The 24,858-nt window shown below is 70.6% G+C and carries 24 protein-coding genes; 14 read left to right on the top strand and 10 right to left on the bottom strand.

The window, feature by feature from the left end:
• The first annotated feature begins 41 nt into the window (after positions 1–41).
• The 5 genes from QRX50_RS45220 to QRX50_RS45200 all read left to right on the top strand — a co-directional run bounded on the left by QRX50_RS45220 (position 42) and on the right by QRX50_RS45200 (position 5,018).
• Positions 42–1,961, top strand: coding sequence for a fumarate reductase/succinate dehydrogenase flavoprotein subunit (locus tag QRX50_RS45220; protein ID WP_285969196.1), 1,920 nt, complete (start codon positions 42–44; stop codon positions 1,959–1,961).
• The gene (locus tag QRX50_RS45215; protein WP_285969195.1) at positions 1,958–2,704 is read left to right on the top strand and encodes a succinate dehydrogenase/fumarate reductase iron-sulfur subunit; all 747 of its coding nucleotides are present in this window, start codon (positions 1,958–1,960) and stop codon (positions 2,702–2,704) included. Before QRX50_RS45220 ends, QRX50_RS45215 begins: the two co-directional genes overlap by 4 nt.
• Positions 2,701–3,162 carry a hypothetical protein gene (locus QRX50_RS45210; protein WP_285969194.1) on the top strand — a complete coding sequence of 154 codons (462 nt, stop codon included), beginning with the start codon at positions 2,701–2,703 and terminating at the stop codon, positions 3,160–3,162. The genes QRX50_RS45215 and QRX50_RS45210 overlap by 4 nt, the downstream gene beginning before the upstream one ends.
• A gap of 376 nt (positions 3,163–3,538) precedes the next feature.
• The gene (locus QRX50_RS45205) at positions 3,539–4,651 is read left to right on the top strand and encodes an amidohydrolase family protein (protein WP_285969193.1); all 1,113 of its coding nucleotides are present in this window, start codon (positions 3,539–3,541) and stop codon (positions 4,649–4,651) included.
• 43 nt (positions 4,652–4,694) lie between these two features.
• A complete protein-coding gene (locus tag QRX50_RS45200) occupies positions 4,695–5,018 on the top strand; it encodes a DUF4037 domain-containing protein (RefSeq protein WP_285969192.1) in 324 nt (107 codons plus the stop codon).
• Between the two features lie 199 nt (positions 5,019–5,217).
• Here the strand turns inward: QRX50_RS45200 and QRX50_RS45195 are convergent, their stop codons facing one another.
• From QRX50_RS45195 to QRX50_RS45175, 5 genes are all read right to left on the bottom strand, one after another.
• On the bottom strand, positions 5,218–5,889 hold the full coding sequence (locus tag QRX50_RS45195; RefSeq protein ID WP_285969191.1) for a class I SAM-dependent methyltransferase: 672 nt from the start codon (positions 5,887–5,889) through the stop codon (positions 5,218–5,220).
• 128 nt (positions 5,890–6,017) lie between these two features.
• Entirely contained in the window at positions 6,018–6,905 is an 888-nt protein-coding gene (locus QRX50_RS45190; RefSeq protein WP_285969190.1) for an amino acid ABC transporter permease, read from the bottom strand.
• On the bottom strand, positions 6,902–7,549 hold the full coding sequence (locus tag QRX50_RS45185) for an amino acid ABC transporter permease (protein WP_285969189.1): 648 nt from the start codon (positions 7,547–7,549) through the stop codon (positions 6,902–6,904). The genes QRX50_RS45190 and QRX50_RS45185 overlap by 4 nt, the downstream gene beginning before the upstream one ends.
• An 84-nt stretch (positions 7,550–7,633) precedes the next feature.
• Positions 7,634–8,548, bottom strand: a complete 915-nt coding sequence (locus QRX50_RS45180) for a glutamate ABC transporter substrate-binding protein (protein ID WP_285969188.1) — start codon at positions 8,546–8,548, stop codon at positions 7,634–7,636.
• Positions 8,549–8,627: 79 nt separating this feature from the next.
• Positions 8,628–9,356, bottom strand: coding sequence for an amino acid ABC transporter ATP-binding protein (locus tag QRX50_RS45175; RefSeq protein WP_285974730.1), 729 nt, complete (start codon positions 9,354–9,356; stop codon positions 8,628–8,630).
• A gap of 345 nt (positions 9,357–9,701) precedes the next feature.
• On the opposite strand from QRX50_RS45175, the gene QRX50_RS45170 reads away from it, so the two are divergent.
• Both QRX50_RS45170 and QRX50_RS45165 read left to right on the top strand, forming a co-directional pair.
• Positions 9,702–10,370, top strand: coding sequence for a response regulator transcription factor (locus QRX50_RS45170; protein ID WP_285969187.1), 669 nt, complete (start codon positions 9,702–9,704; stop codon positions 10,368–10,370).
• A 3-nt stretch (positions 10,371–10,373) separates the two neighbouring features.
• Positions 10,374–11,771, top strand: coding sequence for a sensor histidine kinase (locus QRX50_RS45165; RefSeq protein WP_285969186.1), 1,398 nt, complete (start codon positions 10,374–10,376; stop codon positions 11,769–11,771).
• Here the strand turns inward: QRX50_RS45165 and QRX50_RS45160 are convergent.
• Both QRX50_RS45160 and QRX50_RS45155 read right to left on the bottom strand, forming a co-directional pair.
• Positions 11,768–12,697: a TAXI family TRAP transporter solute-binding subunit gene (locus tag QRX50_RS45160; protein WP_285969185.1), complete on the bottom strand. Its 930-nt coding sequence runs from the start codon at positions 12,695–12,697 to the stop codon at positions 11,768–11,770. The genes QRX50_RS45165 and QRX50_RS45160 overlap by 4 nt on opposite strands.
• A 41-nt stretch (positions 12,698–12,738) precedes the next feature.
• Positions 12,739–12,840, bottom strand: coding sequence for a DUF1963 domain-containing protein (locus QRX50_RS45155; protein WP_285969184.1), 102 nt, complete (start codon positions 12,838–12,840; stop codon positions 12,739–12,741).
• Positions 12,841–13,068: 228 nt separating this feature from the next.
• Here QRX50_RS45155 and QRX50_RS45150 point away from each other — a divergent pair, with 228 nt between their 5' ends.
• From QRX50_RS45150 to QRX50_RS45140, 3 genes are all read left to right on the top strand, one after another.
• On the top strand, positions 13,069–13,380 hold the full coding sequence (locus tag QRX50_RS45150; protein WP_285969183.1) for a hypothetical protein: 312 nt from the start codon (positions 13,069–13,071) through the stop codon (positions 13,378–13,380).
• 135 nt (positions 13,381–13,515) lie between these two features.
• On the top strand, positions 13,516–15,009 hold the full coding sequence (gene miaB / locus QRX50_RS45145; protein WP_285969182.1) for a tRNA (N6-isopentenyl adenosine(37)-C2)-methylthiotransferase MiaB: 1,494 nt from the start codon (positions 13,516–13,518) through the stop codon (positions 15,007–15,009).
• Positions 15,006–15,482 (top strand): Rv2732c family membrane protein, encoded by a 477-nt coding sequence (locus QRX50_RS45140; protein WP_285969181.1) that lies wholly within the window; start codon positions 15,006–15,008, stop codon positions 15,480–15,482. Before miaB ends, QRX50_RS45140 begins: the two co-directional genes overlap by 4 nt.
• A 115-nt stretch (positions 15,483–15,597) precedes the next feature.
• Here QRX50_RS45140 and QRX50_RS45135 read toward each other — a convergent pair whose 3' ends face one another.
• Positions 15,598–16,911: a DUF349 domain-containing protein gene (locus tag QRX50_RS45135; RefSeq protein ID WP_285969180.1), complete on the bottom strand. Its 1,314-nt coding sequence runs from the start codon at positions 16,909–16,911 to the stop codon at positions 15,598–15,600.
• Between the two features lie 218 nt (positions 16,912–17,129).
• Between QRX50_RS45135 and miaA the strand changes: the two genes are divergently transcribed.
• The gene (gene miaA / locus QRX50_RS45130) at positions 17,130–18,050 is read left to right on the top strand and encodes a tRNA (adenosine(37)-N6)-dimethylallyltransferase MiaA (RefSeq protein WP_285969179.1); all 921 of its coding nucleotides are present in this window, start codon (positions 17,130–17,132) and stop codon (positions 18,048–18,050) included.
• 10 nt (positions 18,051–18,060) lie between these two features.
• Entirely contained in the window at positions 18,061–18,888 is an 828-nt protein-coding gene (gene dapF / locus QRX50_RS45125; RefSeq protein WP_285969178.1) for a diaminopimelate epimerase, read from the top strand.
• 88 nt (positions 18,889–18,976) lie between these two features.
• Here the strand turns inward: dapF and valS are convergent, their stop codons facing one another.
• Both valS and QRX50_RS45115 read right to left on the bottom strand, forming a co-directional pair.
• On the bottom strand, positions 18,977–21,508 hold the full coding sequence (gene valS, locus QRX50_RS45120) for a valine--tRNA ligase (RefSeq protein ID WP_285969177.1): 2,532 nt from the start codon (positions 21,506–21,508) through the stop codon (positions 18,977–18,979).
• A gap of 9 nt (positions 21,509–21,517) precedes the next feature.
• Positions 21,518–22,771 (bottom strand): MFS transporter, encoded by a 1,254-nt coding sequence (locus QRX50_RS45115; protein ID WP_285969176.1) that lies wholly within the window; start codon positions 22,769–22,771, stop codon positions 21,518–21,520.
• Positions 22,772–22,834: 63 nt separating this feature from the next.
• Here QRX50_RS45115 and QRX50_RS45110 point away from each other — a divergent pair, with 63 nt between their 5' ends.
• Positions 22,835–23,338, top strand: coding sequence for an ArsR/SmtB family transcription factor (locus QRX50_RS45110; protein ID WP_285969175.1), 504 nt, complete (start codon positions 22,835–22,837; stop codon positions 23,336–23,338).
• Between the two features lie 42 nt (positions 23,339–23,380).
• Complete coding sequence (gene hflX / locus QRX50_RS45105) at positions 23,381–24,814, top strand: GTPase HflX (RefSeq protein ID WP_285969174.1); 1,434 nt, start codon at positions 23,381–23,383, stop codon at positions 24,812–24,814.
• The last annotated feature ends 44 nt before the right edge of the window (positions 24,815–24,858 follow it).

Genomic DNA, 24,858 nt, shown 5'->3' with positions numbered 1-24,858 from the left:
TAGAAAGACAACGGCGTCCAAGCTCCGAGGTGGCTCTATTCATGACCGAGGTCGAACGGCACAGCTACGACGTGGTGGTGATCGGTGCCGGCGGCGCCGGTCTGCGCGCGGTGATCGAGGCGCGCGAACGCGGTTTCAGCGTCGCCGTGGTGTGCAAGTCCCTGTTCGGCAAAGCCCACACCGTGATGGCCGAAGGCGGCTGCGCGGCGTCGATGGGCAACGCGAACTCGAACGACAACTGGCAGGTGCACTTCCGCGACACCATGCGCGGCGGCAAGTTCCTCAACAACTGGCGCATGGCCGAGCTGCACGCGAAGGAGGCCCCGGACCGCGTCTGGGAGCTGGAGACCTACGGCGCGCTGTTCGACCGCACGGCCGACGGGCGGATCAGCCAGCGCAACTTCGGCGGCCACACCTATCCGCGCCTCGCGCACGTCGGTGACCGCACGGGGCTCGAGCTGATCCGCACGATGCAGCAGAAGATCGTTTCGCTGCAGCAGGAGGATTTCGCGAAGTACGGTGACTACGAGGCGCGGATCAAGGTCTTCGCCGAGTGCACCGTCACGGAGCTGCTCCTGACCGACGGCAAGATCTCGGGCGCGTTCGGCTACTGGCGCGAGAGCGGGCGGTTCATCCTGTTCGACGCCCCCGCCGTGGTGCTCGCGACGGGGGGCATCGGCAAGTCGTTCAAGGTCACGTCGAACTCGTGGGAGTACACCGGTGACGGCCACGCGCTGGCCCTGCGTGCGGGCGCGAAGCTGATCAACATGGAGTTCGTGCAGTTCCACCCCACGGGGATGGTCTGGCCGCCGAGCGTGAAGGGCATCCTCGTCACCGAAGGCGTGCGCGGCGACGGCGGCGTGCTCAAGAACTCCGACGACAAGCGGTTCATGTTCGAGTACGTGCCCGACGTGTTCAAGGGCCAGTACGCGGACAGCGAGGACGAGGCCGACCGCTGGTACGCCGACGCCGACAACAACCGCCGCACCCCCGACCTGCTGCCGCGCGACGAGGTGGCGCGCGCGATCAACTCCGAGGTCAAGGAAGGCCGCGGCTCCCCGCACGGCGGCGTCTACCTCGACATCGCGAGCCGCCTGCCCGCCGAGGAGATCCGGCGCCGGCTGCCGTCGATGTACCACCAGTTCAAGGAGCTGGCCGACGTCGACATCACCAAGGAGGCCATGGAGGTCGGGCCCACCTGCCACTACGTGATGGGTGGCATCGAGGTCGACCCGGACACGGGCGCGGCGAGCGTGCCCGGCCTGTTCGCGGCGGGGGAGTGCTCCGGCGGGATGCACGGCTCCAACCGGCTCGGCGGCAACTCGCTGTCGGACCTGCTGGTGTTCGGCCGCCGGGCGGGCCTCGGCGCCGCGTCCTATGTGGACGGTCTCGGCGACTCGCGTCCGGCCGTGGCGGAGGCAGATGTGGACGCCGCCGCGAAGATGGCGCTGGAGCCGTTCGACCCGCCGGCCAAGGGCGTGGCCGAGAACCCGTACACGCTGCACACCGAGCTGCAGCAGTCGATGAACGACCTGGTCGGCATCATCCGCAAGGCCGGCGAGATCCGTCAGGCGCTGGAGAAGCTCGGCGAGATCCGGCAGCGCATGGCGCAGGTGACCGTGGAGGGCCACCGGCAGTTCAACCCCGGCTGGCACCTCGCTGTGGACCTGCGCAACATGCTGCTGGTGAGCGAGTGCGTCGCTCGCGCCGCGCTGCTGCGCACCGAAAGCCGCGGCGGCCACACGCGCGACGACTACCCCGGCATGGACGCCGATTGGCGGCACAAGCTGCTGGTGTGCTCGGCGAAGGCGGGGGACAATCCCGTGGTACCGGACGTCGACGTCGTGGAGAAGGAGCAGATCCCGCTCCGGGAGGACCTGCTCGAGCTGTTCGAGCTCGATGAGCTCGGGAAGTACTTCACCGACGCCGAGCTGGAGAACCACTCCGGGAGGAACACGTGAGCTACAAGGCCAGTTTCCGGGTGTGGCGCGGCGACGAGACCGGCGGCGAGCTGCAGGACTTCAAGGTGGAGGTGAACGAGGGCGAGGTGGTCCTCGACATCATTCACCGGTTGCAGGCCACGCAGGCCTCCGACCTCGCCGTGCGCTGGAACTGCAAGGCGGGCAAGTGCGGCTCCTGCTCGGCCGAGGTGAACGGCAAACCGCGCCTGATGTGCATGACCCGCATGTCGACGTTCACCGAGGACGAGGTCATCACGGTCACGCCGATGCGCACGTTCCCCGTGATCCGCGACCTCGTGACCGACGTGTCCTTCAACTACACCAAGGCGCGCGAGATCCCGTCGTTCACCCCGCCCCCGGATCTGAAGCCGGGGGAGTACCGGATGCAGCAGGTGGACGTCGAGCGCTCGCAGGAGTTCCGCAAGTGCATCGAGTGCTTCCTGTGCCAGAACACCTGCCACGTGGTGCGCGACCACGAGGAGAACAAGGAGTCGTTCGCCGGGCCGCGGTACCTGATGCGCATCGCCGAGCTGGAAATGCACCCGCTCGACGTGGCCGACCGTCGTGACGCCGCGCAGGAGGAACACGGGCTCGGGTACTGCAACATCACGAAGTGCTGCAGCGAGGTCTGCCCGGAAGGCATCCACATCACGGACAACGCGCTGATCCCGATGAAGGAGCGGGTCGCCGACCGCAAGTACGACCCGATCGTGTGGCTGGGCAACAAGCTCTTCCGCCGGTGACGCGGGCGCAGCTGGCCGACGCCGTCGTCACCGCGCTGGCCGCTGCGTGCCCTTCGTCGGTGGCCCGGCTGCGGGGCTCGCTCGCCGCCGGCACCGCCGACGCCTTCAGTGACATCGATGTGGAGTGGGTCGTGCGCGACGGCCGCTTGGTCTCGTGCGTCGCCGACGTCCGGGCGGTGCTGGAGCGAGTGCACCCGGTCGCCGCCGTGCGCACCTCGCCGGACTTCTTCCACTCGCCGCAACGGCGGCTGCTGTTCGTGCGGTTCTCGGACGTTCCGCTCTTCTGGTGGCTGGACCTGGCTGTGTGGGAAGCGTCGGCGGCAACCGGTCCCGATGACCCTTCCACGCACGCGCGTGACGACGAGTGGTCCCGCCCGGCGAGCGCCCTGGCCAACGCCCTCGGCGCGATCAAAGCCGTCGCCCGCGGCCACCTGGACGACGCGAACGGCTTGCTGTAGCGGGGTTTCGCGCGCATCGACGAACCGGACACCGCCACCGGACGCTGGGTCGACGACATCACCCGGCTCTCCCATACGGCCATTGCTCGCGAATCGGACCTCGGGCCATTGGCTGAAGAGACGATCGCGCTGGTCGCGGCGGAACTCGGCGCCTGAGCACCGAGCCCCACCGGTGCCGTCGGATCGAGTGGGTCACGTTCGCGACGGTCCTGTATCCGAACCTCCACAGTGGACGCTGTGTCGGCCGGCCGCTTGATGGTGCCCGTTCCCATGGTGCCGCGGCTGACGGAGCGCCAGGGGTCCGGGTTGCGGGCCTTGCCCATGGCTTTCACTGTTCCCGCGTTCCTACCCTTGATCCTTCGTTAAGGTCAGTGGTGTGCTCATCAAGAACGTCCGGGTGTTCCACCTCGATTCCGGCACCGCCGAAGCGACGAACGTGCTCGTCGAAGACCAGCGAATCACCGCGGTAGGGTCCGATGTGGATGGTCCCGACGCCTGTGACGGCAACGGTGGTCTCCTCATCCCCGGCCTGATCGACTGTCACGTCCACGTCGCTTTTCCCGGCGCGGAAGGACTTCCCCGAAGCACCAGGGTCCTCGAAGCCGTCGCCACGCTCAGCCGTCTGCGAGCGAGGGGGATCACGACCGTCCGTGACGCCTGGGGTGCCGACGCCGGGTTCAAGCACGCCCTCGGCGAAGGCTGGATCGAAGGCCCGGACCTGCTCGTCAGCCTGCGTCAGCTGTCGCCGACGGGTGGGCTCGGCGACTGGTGGGACGCGGACACCGGACGCCTCGATCGCATCGACGACCCCGCCCTGCCGGATGCCGTGTTCGACGGCCCGGACCAGGCGCGCGCGGCCGTGCGGCGGATGGTGCGCGCGGGCGCCGACTGGGTGAAGCTCGGCGCCGGCGCTGCCATGGCCGCGCTGGCCGAAGGGCGCGACGTCCGCCCCACCGACGAGGAGCTCCACGCCGTCACCGACGAGGCCCGCCGCGCCGGCCGTGACGTGATGGCCCACGCGCACACGGCCGCCGCTGCGACCGCCGCCGCGCGCGCCGGCGTGCGCAGTATCGAACACGGGGTGTTCCTCGACGAACAGGCCGTCGCCGCGATGCGTGAACACGGCTGCTGGTACGTCCCCACCCTCGCGCCGATCCCGGCTGAACACGGCGAAGCCCACCGGCGGTCCCTGGCGTTGGCCATGGAAGCGGGAATCCCGATCGCCGCCGGCTCGGACCTCGCGCCGCGTCCCCATGTCGACTTGCTGACCGAGCTGCGCCTGCTCGCCGCCGCCGGCCTCGGCCCCGCGGGCGCCCTGCGCGCCGCCACCAGCGACGCCGCCCGTCTGCTTCGTCTCGAAGACCGCGGCCGCGTCGCCCCAGGGCTGCGCGCGGACCTCGTGCTGCTCGACGGCCCCGCCCTGGACGTCACCGACCTCGCCGGCCGCATCCGCGCGGTCTGGCAAGCCGGACACCGGGTGCGGGGCTGAAACCGCTCGCGAAGCGGCGGCCGGGCGCGACACGCTCGCCGGCGTGGACACGTGGTTCACCGCCCGGCTCGGCTTCCTGCACGGGGAAAGCGTGTCCCGGGCCGACTGGCTCACCACCCCGACTCAGACCCTCGCCGAGCTCACCGGCGGCGCGGTGTTCCACGACGGCCTCGGTCGCCTCGACGCGCTCCGGGCCGCTCTCGCTTGGGACCCCGACGACGTGTGGCGCGAGGTCCTCGCCGGGCAGTGGCGCCGCATCGCGCAGGAGGAGGCGTTTGTCGGCCGCTGCGGCGAGGTCGGCGACGAACTCGAGTCCGCGGTCGTCGCCGCGCGGCCGTTGCGGCAAAACACAATCGACTCGGGCTGACCGAGCCCAACGACCCACGCACCCGCGGCTTCCACCACCGCCCTTACCGCGTTCTCGGCGGCGACCGCTTCGTCGCCGCGCTCCACCCGGGCGCGATCGGGGCGATCGACCAGTGGGTGGACCGCACCGACGTCCTCGGCCGCCCCGAACGGACCCGCACGGTCGGCCGAGGTCTCACGTGATGCCCGCAAGGAGATCTTCAGGGCCGCCGCGCGGTCAGCACCGCGAACGGCGGGTTCGCGACGAGAGGCCGCCAGGACTCGTCGTCAGCCGGCACCGTCACGGGCTGCTGTTCGATCGAGCGCAAACCCGCGGCAGCGAGGGCCGCCTCGACCGTCGCCGGCGCTCGGACGAACGACTCGAACGACACCGGCGGATCGGCCCCCACGCGGACCGACACCCGCGTGCCACCAGCTTCCTCGAAGTCCGGCGTCACGGCGAAACCCGGCCCGGCGCCGGCGAGCGCGGCCGGCGTCAGGTGCGTGAAGACGAGCAGCCCACCCGGCCGGACGTTCGCCGCCAGCCCCGCGACCAGCACGTCGAGCGGCCCCGCGACACCGAGGGCCGTGACCACGTCGAAGTCGCCGATCACCGGCAACTTCAGCGGCGAGTGCACCTCGTAGGAAATCCCCAGCGGGTCGCGTTCCTCCTGCCGCTGGGCGTACGCGATCAGCGAGCGGTCCGCGTCGACCCCGACCACCCGGGACGCGCCGGCCGTGCGGAACAGCCGAGGGTGAAAGCCCGTGCCACAGCCGACAACCAGCACCCAGCGTCCCGCGAGGGGACCGGCGGCCGCCATCACGGTCGAGGTCTCGGCGATACCGACGGGGCTGCGGTGGACCAGTTCGTGGCGTTCGGGGAGTTCCGGCACGGGCGGGCTCCTGCCTGGCGGCTGTGCCGTCGACGCTAATCCGCGGCACGGTGACCCGACAGGTGCATCCGGAGCAGCGCACGAAAAAGCCCCCGCGGGTGCGGGGGCTTTTTCGTGCACCTCGTTCGTCAGGCGCCGCCGACGAAACCACCGCCCGCGGCGTTGCCGAGCATGGCCTGCTCCGCCTTGTTGTCCGTGGTTTCGATGTGCTTCTTGCTTCGCCGGTTGCGCTTCTCCACCCACGTCGCGAGGGCGGTGAGCAGCAGGCACAGCACGATGTAGATGCCGGCCGCCACGAGGGTCGACGGCACGATCGGCCGCCCGAACACGCCCTGCGAACCGATGTAACGCGCGTAGTAGAGCAGTTCGGGATACGTGACCAGGAACCCGAGCGCGGTGTCCTTGAGCAGCACCACGAGCTGGCTGATGATCGTCGGCAGCATCGCCCGGATCGCCTGAGGCAGCAGCACCGTGAACATGACCTGCGTCTTGCGCATGCCCAGCGCGTACGCCGCTTCCGACTGGCCCTTCGGCAGCGAGTTGATACCGGCGCGGAACACCTCCGCGAGCACGGAACCGTTGTACAGCGTCAAGCCCAGCACCACGGCGAACAACGGCGAGGTGTCGACACCGAGTGTCGGCAGGCCGAAGTAGAAGAGGAACATCAGGATCAGCAGCGGGATCGCGCGGAAGAACTCCACGATGAACGTGGAGATCCGGCGAACCCACTTGTGCTCGGACAGCCGTCCGGCGGCGAAAACCGCGCCGAAGATCAGGGCGAACACCGCGCCGAGCGCGAACGCTTCGAGCGTGGCCACGATGGCGTTGACGAGGTCCGACTGCACCTGCGAGTACTCCAGCCACGCCCACTTCTGGGACGTGAACTGGCCGCTTTGGGCGAAGCTGTAGACCACGAAAGCGATCAGCGCGACGACCACGAGGATGCCGATCACGGCGTAGATCCGGTGGCGCACCCGCGACTTCGGGCCGGGGACGTCGAACAGGACGTTGGTCATCGGGCCACGCTCCAGCGCTTCTCCAGGCTGCGCTGCACGAACGACAGCACGGCGACCAGGATGATGAACCCGAGCGCCACCCACAGGAGGGCGACCAGCTGGTTGTCGCCGCGCTCGGAGATGTACTGGCGGATCGCACCCGCCTCGGCGACGGAGAACCCACCGGCGATCGTGCTGTTCTTCAGCAGCGCGATGAGGGTGCTGATCAGTGGCGGGACGACCGAACGCAGTGCCTGCGGCAGCACCACCTCGCCGAGGATCTGGCCGAAGGTGAGGCCGAGCGCGCGGCCCGCCTCGGCCTGGCCGACCGGCACCGTGTTGATGCCCGAGCGGACGACCTCGCAGATGAACGCCGACGTGTACACCGTCAGCGACACCACGGCGGCCGTGAAGTAGTCGATTTTGACGATTTCCAGCAACGGGTAGGCGAACACGAAAAACGCGAACACCAGGGTCAGCGGCGTGTTGCGGACGACGGTCACGTAGACCGTGCCGACCGCGCGGAACACCGGGACCGGGCTCACGCGCAGCATCGCCAGGATCGTGCCGAACACGAGGCTGCCGACGGCGGCGATGAGGAACAGTTCGATCGTGCGAAGGAAGAACGGACCGAAGAGGTCCAGATTGTCGAGCAGGACGTCCATGGAGCCTTCCCCGCGTCCGTGGGCCGGAAGATTACGTGGAGCGGCCGGTGGACGGAGACTCCGTCCACCGGCCGTGAAACCGAATCAGTAGCGCTGGATGGTCGGCTTGGTCGCGGTCGCACCGGACTGGCCGAGGGTGGCGTCGTAGATCTTCTGCCAGGTGCCGTCGTCGAGGCTGGCCTGCAGCAGGTCGTCGATCTTCGTGCGCAGCACCTTGTCGTCCTTGTTCAGGCCGATGCCGTAGGGCTCCTGCGAGAACGGCTTGCCGACGACCTTCAGGTTGTCCTTGTCCTGCGCCGCGTAGCCCTTGAGGATCGCGTCGTCCGTGGTGAGGGCGTCGACCTCCTTGGTCAGCAGCTTGTCCACGCACTGCGAGTACTTCTGGAACTCGACGATGTTGCTCGGCTCGGTCAGGCCCTGGTCACGCACGCGCTGGATCGGGGTCGACCCCGTCACCGAGCAGACCTTCTTGCCCTTCAACGTTTCCGGGCCGGTGATCGACGTGTCGTCCTTGCGCACCAGCAGGTCCTGGCCGGCCTGGAAGTACGGGCCGGCGAACGAGACCTGGGCCTTGCGCTTGTCGGTGATCGTGTAGGTGCCGACGTAGTAGTCGACCTGGCCGTTGGCGATGGCCTGCTCACGCGCGGCCGAGTCGACCGTGGTGAACTTGATCTTGTCCGGGGCGATGCCGAGACCGGCGGCCACCATCCGGGCGATCTCGATGTCGAAGCCCTCGAACTTGCCCGTCGTCGGGTCCTTCTGGCCGAGACCCGGCTGGTCGTCCTTCACACCGACGGTGACGGTGCCGGCGCCCTTGATCTTCGTGAAGACCGGCGAGCCGGCCAGGTCGACGTTCTGTGCCACGGTGTAGGTCGGCAGGGCGGCGGTGTTCGCGCCACTGGCGTCGCCACCAGGGGCCGCGGGCGTGCCTTCCTTGCCGCAAGCGGTCAGCAGCAGGCCGCCGGCGAGCAGCCCTACCGCGAGGGTGCGGATCCTCATTGCATGTCTCCTGTATCTGTCGTCGGTATGGCCGGTACGGCCACCGAGTACGGCAGGTGCCGGGGAAATCCGGTAATCGTCAGTGGGTGAGGATCTTGCCGAGGAAGTCCTTCGCCCGGTCGCTCTTCGGCTGGGTGAAGAAGTCGTCCGGCTTGGTGTCCTCGACGATCTCGCCGTCGTCCATGAAGATCACCCGATCGGCTGCCCGGCGGGCGAACCCCATTTCGTGGGTGACCACGAGCATGGTCATGCCGTCCTTGGCCAGGCCGGTCATCACGTCGAGCACCTCCTGGACCATCTCCGGGTCCAGTGCCGAGGTCGGCTCGTCGAACAGCATCACCTTGGGGCGCATCGCGAGCGCCCGGGCGATGGCCACGCGCTGCTGCTGGCCGCCCGAGAGCTGGGCCGGGTACTTGTCCGCCTGGTTCGCGATGCCGACCCGCTCCAGCAGTTCCATGGCGGTCTTGCGCGCGTCGGCCGAGGACATCTTGCGGACCTTCACCGGCGCGAGCATCACGTTCTCGAGGATCGTTTTGTGCGCGAACAGGTTGAACGACTGGAAGACCATGCCGACGTCCGCGCGCAGTGCCGCGAGCGCCTTGCCCTCGGCCGGCAGGGCCAGACCGTCGACGGCGATCTCTCCGGCGTTGATCGGTTCCAGCCGGTTGATGGCGCGGCACAGCGTCGACTTGCCCGACCCGGACGGCCCGAGCACGACCACCACTTGGCCGCGAGGCACCTCGAGGTTGATCTCCTTCAGCACGTGCAGGTCGCCGAAGAACTTGTTCACGGCGGTCGCCTTGATCATCGGCGCCGCCACCTCCGCGGTCATCTTGGCCTCCAGAGCTCCTTCACAACCGGCATCTGCGGGACCGGATCCCCCGTCGATGGCGGAAACCTACTCCCGTCGGACCCTTTGTAAAGGCGGCTTGAGCAATACTTAGGGTTTCAAGTACGTATCGACTTCCGATGCCGTCCTGGCAGGTCGACGGGCTTCCGTGCTGCTCAGCGTAGCCGCGACCGTATCCCGGATTCACGGACTGCGGGTCATGAGGGTGACGGAGGGTGATCCTTCGTGCCGTGTCGTGGTCGCGCTCGGGTGCCCCCTAGAGTTCCCCGCTACCGTGGGCTGGATCACCGGGGGAGGCGAGCGGTGCGGGTGCTGCTGGTGGAGGACGACGACCGGGTCGCGGGCGCCCTCGTGCCCGCGCTGACGCGGCGCGGCCTGGAGATGCAACGGCTGGCCTCGGGTGCCGGCGTGCTGGACCGCGTGCACGACGTGGACGTGGTGCTGCTCGACCTCGGGCTGCCCGACGTCGACGGCGTGGTGCTGTGCCGCCGCATCCGCGCGGTCAGCGACGTCGCCGTGATCGTGGTGTCGGCGCGCGGCGAGGTCGACGACCGGGTGCAGGGGCTGCGCGCCGGTGCCGACGACTACCTCGTGAAGCCCTACGACGTGGAGGAGCTGCTCGCGCGCGTCGAAGCCGTGCGACGCCGTCGTGGCGAGCGCACGGACGGGCCCGCGCCGGTGATCGAGGTCGGCGACGTGACCATCGACCTCGCGCGCCACGAGGTGCTCGTGGACGGACAGTCGATTGCCTTGTCCCGCAAGGAGTTCCAGGTCCTCGCGCTCGTCGCGGGCGCGCGCGGGTCGGTGTGCTCGCGTGAGCACGTACTCACGGAGGTGTGGGGGCATCGGGGCGCGGCGGAGAGCCGTTCGCTCGACGTCCACGTGGCCACGCTGCGCACGAAACTGGGACGCCCGGCGCTGATCGAGACCGTCCGCGGCGTCGGGTACCGCCTCGGCGGCGGGCGGGGCTGAGCCGTGCGCGTCCGCCTCCAGGGGATCGTGGTCACGCTCGTCGCGCTGCTGGTGTTCGGCCTCGGCATCCCCCTGGCGCTGACGATGGCGGGCAGCCTGCAGCAGAACCTGTTCCTCGACCGCCTCACCGACACCGCGCGGTTCGCCTCGCTCGCGCAGCGGCCGCTGATCGACAACCGGCCCGCGCTGCTGGAGCCGGAGCTGCGCCGCTACACCGAGGTCTACGGCGTGAAGGTCGTCGTGGTGAACCAGGACAGTGTGCCGGTGCTCAGCTCACTGGGCGGCACCGACGCGGCGCGAATCGACCGCACGGCCATCGCGGCGCCCGTGAACGAGGCGCTAGCCGGCCGCCACCCGGAGCCCGGCCCGCTGCTGATGCCGTGGTCGACGGCGCCGCTGGTGCTGGCCGAGCCGATCCTCATCGACGGTGAGGTGCGCGGCGTCGTCGTCACGGAGTCCTCGACCGACCACGTGCGCACGCGGCTGCTGTGGCAGTGGCTCGTGCTCGCGGCGGGTGCGGTCGTCGCGTTCGGGCTCGCGCTGCTGGTCGCGATCCCGGTGGTGCGCTGGACCCTGCGGCCCGTGCGCCGGCTCGACGAAGCGACGGGCGCGCTGGTGGCGGCCGTGGTGAGCGGGCGCGAGGCGGAGCCGGTGGGGGAGAGCGGCGGGCCGCCTGAGCTGCGGAAACTCGGCCGTTCCTTCGACCGGATGGCGGCGAGCGTGTCGGAGGCGCTGGCCGCGCAACGGGCGTTCGTCGCCGACGCGTCGCACCAGCTGCGCAACCCGCTGACCGCGTTGAAGCTGCGGCTGGGCAACCTCGAAGGCCACGTGGACGACGACGCCGCGGCCGCCGACCTCGACGCCGCCCGCGTGGACGCCGGCCGGCTCAACCAGATCCTCGACGAGCTGCTGTCGATGGCCCGCGCGGAGTCGGCGGGCGGTGAGCTCGTGGCGGAGGATCTCGGCGCCGTGGTAGCCGACCGCGTCGCCGACTGGAGCGTGGTGGGTGCGGCGCGTGACGTCGCGCTGGAAACCGACGCGGCCGTCAACGGCGCGCGCGTGCTGCTGCCGCCGCGCGGGCTCGAGGTCATCCTGGACGCGCTGATCGACAACGCGCTCAAGTTCACCGGCCAGGGCACTTCGGTGCACGTGTCGGCCGTGAACGGCGGTGATCGGGTGACCCTGGCGGTGCGCGACCACGGGCCCGGCCTGCGCGAGGACGAGCTCGAACGCGCCGTGGACCGCTTCTGGCGCAGCAGCGCGCACCAGAATGTGCCCGGCTCGGGCCTGGGGCTCGCGATCGTGCGCGAGATCGTCCGCCACTCCGGCGGCGACCTGCGCCTGTCGCTGCCGGACGGCGGCGGCCTGCGGATCGAGCTGGACCTGCGGGTCGCGCCCTAGACCTTGAGGCTGCGGTAATAGGTGAGCGCGCCCGGGTGCAGGGGGAGCGGCTCCGTCTCGATGCCCGGGTGGACGTCGATCGACAGGGCCGCGCGGTTGGCCTCCGCGAGGGCGGGCCGGGCGTCGTAGAGGCCGCGGGTGAGAGCTTCGGCGACGTCGTCGGCCATTTTCGCGGGGACGACGAGGAAGTTGGGGACCACGAGCGTGGTCACGGGGCCGGCCTGGTTGTAGGTGCTCCCCGGGATGGTGGCGGTGCTGTAGACGGGGCTGTAGGCCTGCATGCCCTCCTGCAGGCTGGCCATGTCGAGCAGCCGCAGGCCGACCTTCTGCGTGTACGTCGTGATCAGCGGCGTCGGCAGGCCGCCGGACCAGAACAGGGCGTCGAGCCGGTGGTTTTCGAGCGCCTTGAGGGAGTCTTCGAGGCCCAGCTGCTGCACGCTCACCGAATCGGTCAGCCCGGCGACCGCGAGCACGCGGTTGGCGATGTACTCGACCCCGGACTCGGGCGAACCGACCGCGATGTGGCGGCCCTTGAGCATCGACACCGACGTGTAAGGCGAGTCGGCCCGCACGACGATGTGCAGGTAGTCGTCGTGGATGCGCGCCAGCGCGGTCAGCCGCCCCGGGTGCTGCGCGGCGGACTCGGCGGCGAGGTCGGCCGCCACGAACGCCACGTCGGCGCTCCCGGAGAGCACGCGGTTGAGGTTGTCGCGCGAGCCCTGCGTCGCCAGGACCTCCGGCCGGGCGATGCCCAGGTCCCTGGCCCACGCGTCGGCGAGCGGCCGCGCGAGGTCGTTGTACACGCCGCCAACCGCGCCGGTCGCGACCCGCAGGCGCAGGCCTTCGAAGCTCGGCCCGCACGCGGCCGTGAGCCCCGCCACGAGCACCGCGACGAGCACCGCCGTGAGCCTCCGCCTCGCACGCATGGGGGCGATCGTGCCAGACGAGCGCGCCCTGCGTTCGCGGCTCAGGTGCACTGCATCGTGAACCGGGCCGCGTCGAACCTCCCCGCGGCGAGGTCGTCGGACCGGATCACCCAGTAGATCGTGCCGACGTCGCCCCACATCATGTCGACGTCGTCGTCGCTGTCACCCCGATCATTCGCGATCCACGCTCGCCTCCGTTGTCGAGCATGGTCGACGAGTGAACACTCTCAGTGGCGAGGGTGTTCGCAAGACCTTCCAGATCCGCGCCCAGGTCTGTGCGGATTTGCGATTTGCTTCGTGGCCCTGCCCACGGTCTGTGTGCTCTGCGAAAGGCTGTGCCCAAGGGCGTGCACATGAGCCACAATCGGCCGGTGAACCACTCAGATCCGCTGGCCGAATCACTGCGCGAGTCGGCTGTGGGAGCCGACCGCGAAATGACCGGCGCGCTCGTAGCAGCGGCGTACGCGGAACACGATCCTGATGCGCAGTTGGCCGGTATCGCCGTCTCGGCAGTCGCTGCTGGTACTGACCCGGAGGACATCCTCCGCGCCTGTGACGCGGCTCGCTTGGAGATCCGGACGAGAGCAGGCAGTGCACAGGGCTACGACGACCAGGCGGAGGACCGCGTGTTGGACGTGATGGACCGGCTCACAGAATGGTGTCATCCCGACTGCCGGATTTAGCTTGAAAGCCCGCCGAGTGGTCTCCCGCCGAATCATCGCTGGCGACATCACGGTTCGGGCACCGTGGTCGAAAGGTCCTGCACGAGCAAGGGCGCCAGGGAGTACCAGGTGGTAGCCGGTCTACCCTGTGTGGTGATGACCGAGAACCAGCAGCCCAAGACGTACAGCATCCGCACCTTCGGCTGCCAGATGAACGTGCACGACTCGGAACGGCTCGCCGGTCAGCTCGAGGAGGTCGGGTACGTCCCCGCGAGCGCGGAGGCGAAGCCGGACCTGGTCGTGTTCAACACCTGCGCCGTGCGGGAGAACGCGGACAACAAGCTGTACGGCACCCTGGGCCACCTGCGCCCGGACAAGGTGGCCAACCCGGACATGCAGATCGCCGTCGGCGGCTGCCTGGCGCAGAAGGACCGCGGGGAGATCGTCAAGCGCGCCCCGTGGGTCGACGTCGTGTTCGGGACGCACAACATCGGCTCGCTGCCGACGCTGCTGGAGCGCGCGCGGCACAACGCCGAGGCCGAGGTGGAGATCCTCGAGTCGCTCGAGACGTTCCCCTCCACGCTGCCCGCGCGCCGCGAGTCGTCGTACGCGAGCTGGGTGTCGGTTTCGGTGGGGTGCAACAACACCTGCACGTTCTGCATCGTGCCGTCGTTGCGGGGCAAGGAACGCGACCGCCGCCCGGGCGAGATCCTCGCCGAGGTCGAGGCGCTCGTGGCCGAGGGCGTGCTCGAAGTGACGTTGCTGGGGCAGAACGTGAACTCCTACGGCGTCGAGTTCGGCGACCGCCTGGCGTTCGGCAAGCTGCTGCGCGCGACCGGTGGGATCAGCGGTCTGGAGCGCGTGCGGTTCACCTCGCCGCACCCCGCGGCGTTCACCTCCGACGTGATCGACGCGATGGCCCAGACACCCAACGTCTGCCACCAGCTGCACATGCCGCTGCAGTCGGGCTCGGACCGGGTGCTGCGCGAGATGCGGCGTTCGTACCGCTCCGCGCGCTACCTGAAGATCCTCGACGAGGTCCGCGCCGCGATGCCCGACGCCGCGATCACCACGGACATCATCGTCGGCTTCCCCGGCGAGACCGAAGAGGACTTCCAGGCGACGCTCGACGTGGTGCGCGAGGCGCGGTTCTCCAGCGCGTTCACGTTCCAGTACTCGAAGCGCCCCGGCACGCCGGCCGCGACGATGGCCGACCAGCTGCCGAAGGAAGTCGTGCAGGAGCGCTACGACCGGCTCGTGGAGCTGCAGAACGAGATCTCCTGGGTGGAGAACAAGAAGCTGGTCGGGACCAAGGTCGAGCTGCTGGTGGCCGCGGGCGAGGGCCGCAAGGACGCCGAGACACACCGCATGAGCGGCCGCGCCCGCGACGGGCGGCTCGTGCACTTCACGCCCGCCGGGTCCGTTGTGGACCGTGCGGTGCGCCCGGGTGACGTCGTCGAGACGGTGATCACCTACGGCGCCCCGCACCACCTGGTCGCCGACGGCGACCTCCTGACACACCGCCGCACACGGGCGGGCGACAACGCCGAAGCGGGTCTTCGGCCCAAGACGAGCGGGGTCACGCTGGGACTGCCGGGCTTCGGAGCCCCGGCCGTCGAGCCGGCCCCGGTGAGTGGGTGTGCGCTGTGAGCGAGCCAGGAACGCCGGCCGAGGTCGACGAGGAGCTGACCGACCAGATCGACCAGGCGGGGGCGCGCGCGTCTCGCACGGTGGAACTCGGCCGTCGCGGCTTCTACATCGCCGTGTTCATCGTCGTGCTGCTCGTGGCGCAGTTCCTGCCGTGGGTCGGCGACCACGCGGGCTACCAGGTCCTCCAAGGCGCCGGCGGCGGCATCCCGCAGCTGTTCGCCGCGACGTCCACGGGCATCGGCGTCCTCGCCGGCGCGGTGGGCGTGGCGACGCGCCGCTGGTGGGTCGCCTGGTGCTGCGCCGCGGGCGGCTGGTTCGCCTCGGTGGACGGCCTGCTGTCGGTGTGGTCCCAGCAGTCGGCCCACGCGAACGGCGCCGTCGGCGGCGGCCCGGGGATCGGGATGATCGTCGCGTGGATCGCCACGATCGTCCTGGCGACGATGTGGATGAGGACGGCTTTCTCGCGGTCTTGAGGGCCACGGGCGGTCAGTGATCACCCATCGCGACCACGATCCACCCGAACGATCGAAAAAGGGCCGCTCCCCGGTACACCCCCGGGAAGCGGCCCTTTTCGGTCAAGCGAGACGATCAGCGATCCGCCACCGCGGCCTCCGCCGCTTCCATCCACTCGCGCCACTGCGCGGCCTGCTCGTCGGCCTTCTTCGCGCGGCGCTCGTCGCCCGCTGCGCGGGCCTTGGCGGCCTGTGACTCGAACTGTTCGACGCGCTCGCGGAACTGGGCGGCGCGGGCCTGGGCCTCGGGGTCGGTGCGGCGCCAGCGGCTGTCCTCGGCGGACTTGACGGCGTCCTGGACGGCCTTGAGGCGGCCGTCGAGCTCGCGGATGCGTTCGCGCGGGACCTTGCCGATCTCGTCCCACTGTTCCTGGATGCGGCGCAGCGCGGACTTGGCGGCCTCGAGGTTGGCGGCGACGTCGATCTTCTCTGCCTCGACCAGCAGTTCTTCCTTGCGGGAGGCGTTGCCGGCGAACTCGGCGTCGCGTTCGGTGAACACGGCCGAGCGGCGGGCGAAGAAGGCGTCCTGGGCCGCGCGGAAGCGCTGCCACAGGGCCTCGTCGCTGTCCTTGGGTGCGCGGCCGGCGGCGCGCCACTCGGCCATGAGCTCCTTGTAGCGGCCGGCGGTGGCGCCCCAGTCGTCGGACTCGGCGAGCGACTCGGCTTCGGTGATGAGCTCTTCCTTGCGGTGCTTGGCGCTCGCGCGCTGCTTGTCCAGCTCCGCGAAGTGCGAGCCGCGCCGGCGGTTGAACGCCTCGCGGGCCTTGGAGAACCGCTTCCACAGCTCGTCGTCGGTCTTGCGGTCGACGCCCTTGACCGTCTTCCACTCGTCCAGGATGGTGCGCAGCCGGTCGCCCGCGACCTTCCACTGGGTCGAGTCGGCGGCGATCTTCTCCGCCTCCTCGGCCAGCTCCTGCTTGCGCGAAACCGCGGCCGCGCGGGCCTCCTCGCGCTCCTGCTTGACCTTGCCCAGCGCCTTCTCGGCGGCGGCGATCACGTACTCGACACGCGCGGCCAGCGCGGCGAGGTCACCGACCACCGCCGACTCGGCCAGCCCGTCGCGGATCTGCGTGGCGTTCGACAGCGCGTGCTTCGGGTCGCCGACGCCCGAGCTCAGCCGGGTCTCCAGCAGCTCCACCTCGGTGCGCACGTCGTCGAAGCGGCGGGCGTAGTGCACCAGCCCCTCGTCGGGCGTGCCCGCCTGCCAGACCCCGACCGCGCGTTCGCCGTCGGCGGTGAAGACGAAGACGGTGCCCTCGGCGTCGACCCGGCCCCAGGTGGACGGGCTGGGCTCGGCGGCCGGCACCGGGGGTGCGGTCTGGGCGCTGCCGGGCGCGTGGGGCACGGGGTGCGGTGCCGGGGTGCCGCTGGACGTGTTCTCCTGGGCCATCGCAGGCTCCTTATCGCCTGTACGCCCGCTGGTGCGGGCGCCCCGCGTGCTGCGGGGCCGGGTTACGCGGTGTTGCTTCCGGGGGCATGGGGCCCCAGCGGCATTCAAGCAGCTCAGCGCCTGCTGTGGTACTGGATGAGCCACCTGAAGCCAGTGATCCTACTTCTCCTTGACGCTCCGTGTCGGCGGTCCTCCCCGTCCAGGTACCCTCGGCCAGCGTGATCAGCCCTGCTCAGCCGCCTCGTCCGGTGGCCGTCGTCGGTCCCACGGCCACCGGGAAGACGGCGCTGGCCGTGGAGCTCGCCCTCGCCCTCGGCGGTGAGGTCGTGAACGCCGACGCGCTCCAGCTCTACCGCGGCATGGACCTCGGCACGGCCAAGGCCACCGAAACCGAGCGGCGCGGCGTGCCCCACCACCTGCTCGACGTCCTCGACGTCACCGAGACCGCGTCCGTCGCCGCCTACCAGCGCGACGCCCGCCGGGTGATCGAAGACCTCCTCGCCGCCGGCCGCGTACCCGTGCTGACCGGCGGCTCCGGTCTTTACGTGCAGGCCGTGCTCGACGACCTGAAATTCCCCGGCACCGACGCGGGCGTCCGCGCCCGGCTCGACAACGAGGCCACCGAACGCGGCACGGCGACCCTCTACGCCCGCCTGGCCGAAAAAGACCCGGCCGCGGCCGCCGCCATCCTGCCCACGAACACCCGCCGCATCGTGCGTGCGCTGGAGGTCATGGAGCTGACCGGAGAGCCCTTCTCCGCGAACCTCCCCAAGCCGGGCCCGGCCCGCTACGGCACGGTGCTGATCGGCGTCGACCGCGAGGCCGCCGAGCTCGACGAGCGGGTCGACCTTCGCGTCGAGCGGATGTTCGAGGCCGGCCTCGTCGACGAAGTCCGGGAGCTCGCAGCCCGCGGCCTGCGCGAAGGAAAAACGGCGTCCCGGGCGCTGGGCTACCAGCAGGTGCTCGCCGAGCTCGACGGCGAAGGCGACTTCGCGGCCGCCGCCGCGGCGACCGCACAGGCCACCCGCCGCTTCGTCCGGCGGCAACGCTCCTGGTTCCGCCGTGACAAGCGGATCCAGTGGTTCGACGGCGCTTCCCCCGACCTGGCCGCGCGCGTGCTCGACGCCCTGGCCCAGTAATCTTGTCCTTATGGGCGGCATCGAGTTTCTCAAGGGCCACGGCACGCAAAACGACTTCGTGCTGCTGCCCGACGCGTCCGGCCGCCTGGACCTCACGGCGGAGCGCGTGGCGGCGCTGTGCGACCGCCGACGCGGCCTGGGCGCCGACGGCGTGTTGCGCGTGGTGCGCGCCAAGGCGGTGGGTGAGGCGTCCGAGGGCGAGTGGTTCATGGACTACCGCAACGCCGACGGCTCGATCGCCGAGATGTGCGGCAACGGCGTGCGCGTGTTCGCCCGTTACCTCATCGAAGCCGGTCTGGCGGACGACGGCCGCTTCACCATCGGCACCCGCGCGGGCGACCGGCCGGTAGTGGTCCACCCCGACCGTTCCGTGACCGTGGACATGGGCCCGGCCACGATCACCGGCACCTCCGTCACCGCGGTGGCCGGCAGCCCGTTCTCCGGCGTGGCCGTGGACGTCGGCAACCCGCACCTGGTGTCGGTGCTCGACGACGACGTCGCCGACCTCGACCTGCGCGACCAGCCCGACTTCGACCACGACGTGTTCCCGACCGGCGTGAACCTCGAGTTCGTGAACCTGCTCGGCGAGGGCGCGCTGCGCATGCGCGTCCACGAGCGCGGCGTGGGGGAGACCCGCTCGTGCGGCACCGGCACGGTGGCCGCCGTCGCCGCCGCGCTGCACCTGGCCGGCACCGACACGGGCGAGTCCACTGTGGACATCCCCGGTGGCCGTGTGGTCGTGACCGTCGAACGCGGTGCCGCCACACTCACCGGCCCGGCGGAGATCGTCGCGCGCGGCGAACTCGACGAAGCCTGGTGGGCCGCCGCCGGAGCATGAACCACCCCAATGTGGCGTTGGGTGCACCCAACGCACCGAACGCCGCATTGGGTGCACCCAACGCAACCAACGCCGCATTGGGGTGCGCTCAGCCCACCGTCACCTCCACGGCCAGCTCGCCGTCACCCGGCCGGGTGGCCACGGCGGAGATCACCCCGGCCGCGCGCACGTCGTCCGACACCGCGGCGAACCCGGTGAGCACGGCGTCGGACGCGCTCACCGTCAGGGTTTCGACGGCCGAGCGCATCGACACCTTCGCGTCCGTCTTGGCCCGCCGCACGGCCGCGATCACCGAGCCGGCCAGCGGCAGCAGAGCGACGTCCCCGTCGACCCCCGGCGCCTCCGGCCACGGCGCGCGGTGCACCGAACCCTCCTGCCACCACGACCAGACCTCCTCGGCCGTGTAGGGCAGCACCGGCGCGAACAGCCGCACCAGCACCGAAAGCGCGGTCGTCAGCGCCGCGCGGGCCGAGTCGGCGGCCGCCTCGCCACGATCGCCGTACGCGCGCGCCTTGACCAGCTCGACGTAGTCGTCGCAGAAGGTCCAGAAGAACGTCTCCGTGATCTGCAGCGCCCGCGCTTGGTCCAGGCCTTCGAACGCCGCCGTCGCCTCGGTGACCACGCGCGCGAGCGCGGCGAGCACCGACCGGTCGAGCGGTTCCGTCACCGACGCGCCGGGCGTGGGCAGGCCGAGGCCGAGCACGAACCGGCTCACGTTGAGCAGCTTCGTCGCCAGGCGCCGTCCGACCTTCATCTGGCCCTGGTCCTCGGCCGTGTCGACGCCGGGGCGCGCGCTCGCCGCCCAGTAGCGCACGGCGTCGGGCCCGAACTGGTCCAGCAGCGCGGCGGGCGTGACGACGTTGCCCGTGGACTTCGACATCTTCTTGCGGTCCGGGTCGAGCACCCAGCCCGAGATCACGGCGTCGCGCCACGGCAGCACGTGCTCTTCCAGCTCGGCGCGCACAGTCGTGGAGAACAGCCAGGTGCGGATGATCTCGTGTGCCTGCGGCCGCAGCGAATACGGGAACACGCGGCGGAACAGGTCGTCGTCGAGGCTCCAGCGCCCGGCGATCTGCGGCGTGAGCGACGACGTGGCCCAGGTGTCCATCACGTCCACCTCGCCCGCGAACCCGCCCGGCTTCCCGCGCTGGTCCTCGGTGTAGCCCGGCGGCACGTCGGTGCTCGGGTCCACGGGCAGGGCCGAGTCCGAAGGCACCAGCACGGCTTCGTGGTCGGGCTCGCCGTGCTCGTCGAGCGGGTACCAGACGGGGATCGGCACGCCGAAGAACCGCTGGCGGCTCACGAGCCAGTCGCTCGTGAGGCCTTCGGTCCAGGCGCGGTAGCGGACCTCCATGTGCGGCGGCACCCAGTTGAGCTCGCCGCCGCGCTCGATCAGCTTCGCGCGCAGCTTCTCGTCGCGCCCGCCGTTCGTGAGGTACCACTGGCGGCTCGTGACGATCTCGAGCGGCCGGTCGCCCTTCTCGTAGAACTTCACCGCGTGCGTGATGGCCCGCGGCTCACCGCGCAGCGACCCGTCCGCCCGCAGCGCCTCGACGAGGAGCTGGCGTCCCGTGTGGACGGTCTTGCCCGCCAGCGGCGCGTACGCCTCGGCGGGCACGCCGCGCGGCGGTTCGGGCAGGAACCGCCCGTCGCGCCCGAGCACCGGGCGGGTCTCCAGCCGCAGCGCGCGCCACCACGTGACGTCGGTGGTGTCGCCGAAGGTGCAGACCATCGCGATGCCGGTGCCCTTCTCGGGGTCGGCGAGGTGATGCGCGTGCACCGGCACCTCGACGCCGAACACGGGCGTGCACACGGTTTTCCCGACCAGGTCGCGGTAGCGCTCGTCGTCCGGGTGCGCCACGAGCGCGACGCACGCGGGCAGCAGCTCCGGCCGTGTGGTGGAGATCAGCACCTCGGCGCCTTCGCCCGTGCGGAACACGAGGTCGTGGTACGCGCCGGGCCGGTCGCGGTCCTCCAGCTCGGCCTGCGCGACGGCGGTGCGGAACGTGGTGTCCCACAACGTCGGCGCCTCGGACTGGTAGGCCTCACCGCGCGCGAGGTTGCGCAGGAAGGCGCGCTGGGAGATCTCCGTGGTGGCCGGGTCGATGGTCTGGTACGCCAGCGTCCAGTCCACCGACAGGCCGACGCGCCGCCAGACGTCCTCGAAGACCTTCTCGTCCTGTTCGGACAGCGTGCGGCACAGCTCCACGAAGTTGCGCCGTGACACCGGGATCACGTCCTTGCCCGGCTTCTCCGGCGGCGTGAACGACGGGTCGTAGGGCAGCGCCGGTTCGCAGCGCACGCCGTAGTGGTTCTGCACGCGGCGCTCGGTGGGCAGGCCGTTGTCGTCCCAGCCGATCGGGTAGAAGACCTCACGCCCGCGCATTCGCTGGTAGCGAGCGAGGACGTCGGTGTGCGTGTAGGAGAACACGTGCCCGATGTGCAGCGAACCGCTCGCCGTGAGCGGCGGGGTGTCGATCGAGTAGACGGCTTCGCGCGGCTTCGTGCGGTCGAAGCGGTGGACGCCGTCCCGCTCCCATACCGCTACCCACTTGGCCTCCAGACCGTCGACACCGACCTTGTCCGGGACACGAGGGCTGGGCTGCGGGGTGACGTTCATGAACCAACTCTAGGCGGGGACCACCACCGCTTTCTCGCCCACCGGCAGGTCACGCATGTGCCTCAGCGGCGAGCAGACCACCCACAGCGCCGCGGCGAGCTGGCCGATCACCGCCGTCCACAGGGCACCGGTCAGCCCGAGCCCCTCGCCGAGCGCGCCGCCCAGCAGCCCGCCGAGCGGCATCGTGCCCCACACGACGAACCGCACGCTCGCGTTCATCCGGCCCAGCAGCCGGTCGGGCGTGATCGCCTGGCGGTAGGAGACCTGCGCGACGTTGTAGAGGATCACGCCGAACCCGGCCAGTGCCAGGCCGAACCCGGCGAGCGGTACGCGCCAGCCGGGCCCCGCGAGCGGCACGAGCAGGTTGCCCGGCCACACGAGCATCGGCAGGAGCCAGATCGACCGCGCCTGCCCGACGCGCCGGATGATCGCTCCGGCGAACAGGGCGCCGAGGATGCCGCCGATGCCGCCGACGGCGAGCAGCCCGCCGACCGCCGCGGGCGGGAGCCCGGCTGTGCGCGTCAGGAAGAGCACCTGCACGGCCTGCGCGGCGGCGCCGAACAGGTTGGCGGTGGCGGTGCACGCGACGATGGCGCGCAGCGGCTTGTCGGTGAACACGAACTTCAGACCTTCGAGCATCTGCGGCACCAGGCGTTCGTGGCCGGTCTTCTCGGGCAGCTGCTCGACCGTGCGGATCCGCCAGAGGCACAACGCGGAGGCGAGGTAACCGAGCCCGGTGACCAGCACCGTGCTCGCCGCGCCGACGAACTGCACCAGCACGCCCGCCGCGCTCGGCCCGGCGATCTGGGCCGAGGACTGCACGCCCTGCAGCTTCGCGTTGCCCTCCAGCAGCCGGTCGCGGCCCACGAGCGCGGGCAGGTAGGCCTGGTAGGAGACGTCGAAGAACACCGTGCCGATGCCCACGAACAGCACGACCACGATGAGCTGGACCATCGTCAGCCCGCCCGCCCACCACGTCAGCGGGATGCTCAGGATCAGCGCCGCGCGGGCCAGGTCGGCGGCCAGCATCACCGGCCGCTTGCGCAACCGGTCCACCCACACGCCCGCGGGCAGGCCGATGAGCAGGAAGCCCAGCGTCTCGGCCGTGGTCAGCAGGCCCATCTCGAACGGCGTCGCCGCGAGCGTCACCGCCGCCAGCAGCGGGATCGCCGTGACACCGACGAACGTGCCGAGCTGGCTCGCCGTGTCGCCGGCGAAGAGCCGGCGGAAGTCGGCGTGGAAGAGGAGGGAGTCCCGGTTCACCCGAGTGAGTGTCGGTGAGTGATTGGAAAGTGTCAATCACTTTGTCGTGCCTAGGCTGTGCGGGTGCCGACCCCACGACGCCCTTCGACGGAGGCCGAGGCCGCCGCGCTCGCGTCCGGAATACGCCTGCGCATCATCCGGTTGACGTCCTTCGAGGCGATGACCAACAAAGAGCTGGCCGAGCGGCTCGGCCGCGACCCGGCCACCACGCTGCACCACGTGCGGCGGCTGGTCGAAACGGGTTTTCTCACGCCACTGGAAGAACGCCGCGGCGCCCGCGGCGCCAAGGAGATCCCGTACCGGTCCACCGGCCTGTCCTGGCAGCTCGACAACGGCGTGGCGGTCGCGTCCGTCGGCCAGGCCATGCTCGAGGCCTACCTCGCCGAGATGGGGGAGGTCGACGCCGCCGACGTCGACTCCAGCCGGCTCGTCTTCCAGGTCGCGCCGGCCGAGGTCGCCGAGTTCAAGGACCGGCTCACGCGGCTGCTCGAGGAGTTCCGCGAACGGCCTGCCGAGGCCGGCGCCGAACGCACCGCCATCTACGTATCGATCTATCCCAGCAGGTAATCACTCGGCTCCCGCGCCGAATCGTGGGAGCATGGAGGCACGATGACAGAACTGACACACGAAGACCTGTACGACGACGACCCGTCGACCGGTGAAATGGAGCTCGAGGATCGCGCCTCGCTCCGCCGCGTCGCAGGCCTGTCGACCGAACTCACGGACGTCACCGAGGTCGAATACCGCCAGCTTCGGCTGGAGCGCGTCGTGCTGGTCGGCGTGTGGACCGAAGGCACCGCCGAGCAGTCGGAAGCCTCCCTCGCCGAGCTGGCGAGGCTGGCCGAGACAGCCGGTTCCGAGGTGCTCGAGGGCCTCGTCCAGCGGCGTGCCAAACCCGACACGGCCACCTACATCGGCTCCGGCAAGGTGCGGGAGCTGCGCGACGTGGTCGTGGCGACCGGCGCCGACACGGTGATCTGCGACGGCGAGCTTTCGCCCGGCCAGCTGCGCCAGCTCGAGGAGAAGGTCAAGGTCAAGGTGATCGACCGGACCGCCCTGATCCTCGACATCTTCGCGCAGCACGCCCGCTCCAAGGAGGGCAAGGCCCAGGTCGAGCTGGCCCAGCTGCAGTACCTCATCCCGCGCCTTCGCGGTTGGGGTGCGTCGCTGTCCCGGCAGGCCGGTGGCCGCGCCGGTGGCGCCAACGGCGGTGTGGGCCTGCGCGGTCCCGGTGAGACGAAGCTCGAAACCGACCGCCGGCGGATCAACAAGCGCGTGTCCAAGCTGCGCCGCGAGATCGCCGCGATGGATACAATCCGCGAGACCAAGCGCGGCCGGCGCGTGGCCAACGAGGTGCCCAGCGTGGCCATCGTCGGCTACACCAACGCCGGCAAGTCGAGCCTGCTCAACGCGCTGACCGGCGCGGGCGTGCTGGTGGAGGACGCGCTGTTCGCCACCCTGGACCCGACCACACGCCGGGCCCAGACGGCCGACGGGCGCACGTTCACCCTCACCGACACCGTCGGGTTCGTGCGGCACCTGCCGCACCAGCTGGTGGACGCGTTCCGCTCGACGCTGGAGGAGGCGGCCGACGCCGACCTGCTGCTGCACGTCGTCGACGGCGCCGACCCGGCGCCCGAGGAGCAGGTGAACGCCGTGCGCGAGGTGCTCGGCGAGATCACCCGCACCCGCAAGGAGCCGTTGCCGCCCGAGCTGCTCGTGATCAACAAGGCCGACGCGGCCGACCAGGTCACGCTCGCCCGGCTGCGCCATCAGCTGGCGGGTTCCGTGCTGGTGTCCGCCCGGACCGGCGCCGGCATCCCGGAGCTGGCCGAGGTGCTCGCCGACCGGATGCCGCGGCCGCAGGTCGTGGTCGAGGCGCTGGTCCCGTACGCGCGCGGCGAGCTCGTGGCCCGCGCCCACGCGGGCGGCGAGGTGCTCGAGGAGGAGCACGTCGCCGACGGCACGAGGCTCCTCGTGCGGGTCCACCCGGACCTCGCGGCGGCTTTGCGCCGGTACGAAACCAACGCCTCGGCGCTCTGAACGTCTTCCGTAGTGTGCGGCCGGACCGGGCCGCACACTACGGA

The organism is Amycolatopsis sp. 2-15 (assembly GCF_030285625.1).
In the GTDB taxonomy this organism is placed as follows: domain Bacteria; phylum Actinomycetota; class Actinomycetes; order Mycobacteriales; family Pseudonocardiaceae; genus Amycolatopsis; species Amycolatopsis carbonis.
Note: the sequence above shows the minus strand (reverse complement) of the source record. Positions and strands in the feature narration are given on the sequence as shown.

Coding starts and splice junctions, on each gene's coding strand:
- QRX50_RS45175 (WP_285974730.1), bottom strand. CDS start 9,356: ATGATCAAGGCGACCGCCGTGAACAAGTTCTTCGGCGACCTGCACGTG.
- hflX (WP_285969174.1), top strand. CDS start 23,381: ATGACAGAACTGACACACGAAGACCTGTACGACGACGACCCGTCGACC.
- miaB (WP_285969182.1), top strand. CDS start 13,516: ATGACCGAGAACCAGCAGCCCAAGACGTACAGCATCCGCACCTTCGGC.
- valS (WP_285969177.1), bottom strand. CDS start 21,508: ATGAACGTCACCCCGCAGCCCAGCCCTCGTGTCCCGGACAAGGTCGGT.
- QRX50_RS45190 (WP_285969190.1), bottom strand. CDS start 6,905: ATGACCAACGTCCTGTTCGACGTCCCCGGCCCGAAGTCGCGGGTGCGC.
- dapF (WP_285969178.1), top strand. CDS start 18,061: ATGGGCGGCATCGAGTTTCTCAAGGGCCACGGCACGCAAAACGACTTC.
- QRX50_RS45220 (WP_285969196.1), top strand. CDS start 42: ATGACCGAGGTCGAACGGCACAGCTACGACGTGGTGGTGATCGGTGCC.
- QRX50_RS45135 (WP_285969180.1), bottom strand. CDS start 16,911: ATGGCCCAGGAGAACACGTCCAGCGGCACCCCGGCACCGCACCCCGTG.
- QRX50_RS45160 (WP_285969185.1), bottom strand. CDS start 12,697: ATGCGTGCGAGGCGGAGGCTCACGGCGGTGCTCGTCGCGGTGCTCGTG.
- QRX50_RS45180 (WP_285969188.1), bottom strand. CDS start 8,548: ATGAGGATCCGCACCCTCGCGGTAGGGCTGCTCGCCGGCGGCCTGCTG.
- QRX50_RS45155 (WP_285969184.1), bottom strand. CDS start 12,840: ATGATGTGGGGCGACGTCGGCACGATCTACTGGGTGATCCGGTCCGAC.
- QRX50_RS45185 (WP_285969189.1), bottom strand. CDS start 7,549: ATGGACGTCCTGCTCGACAATCTGGACCTCTTCGGTCCGTTCTTCCTT.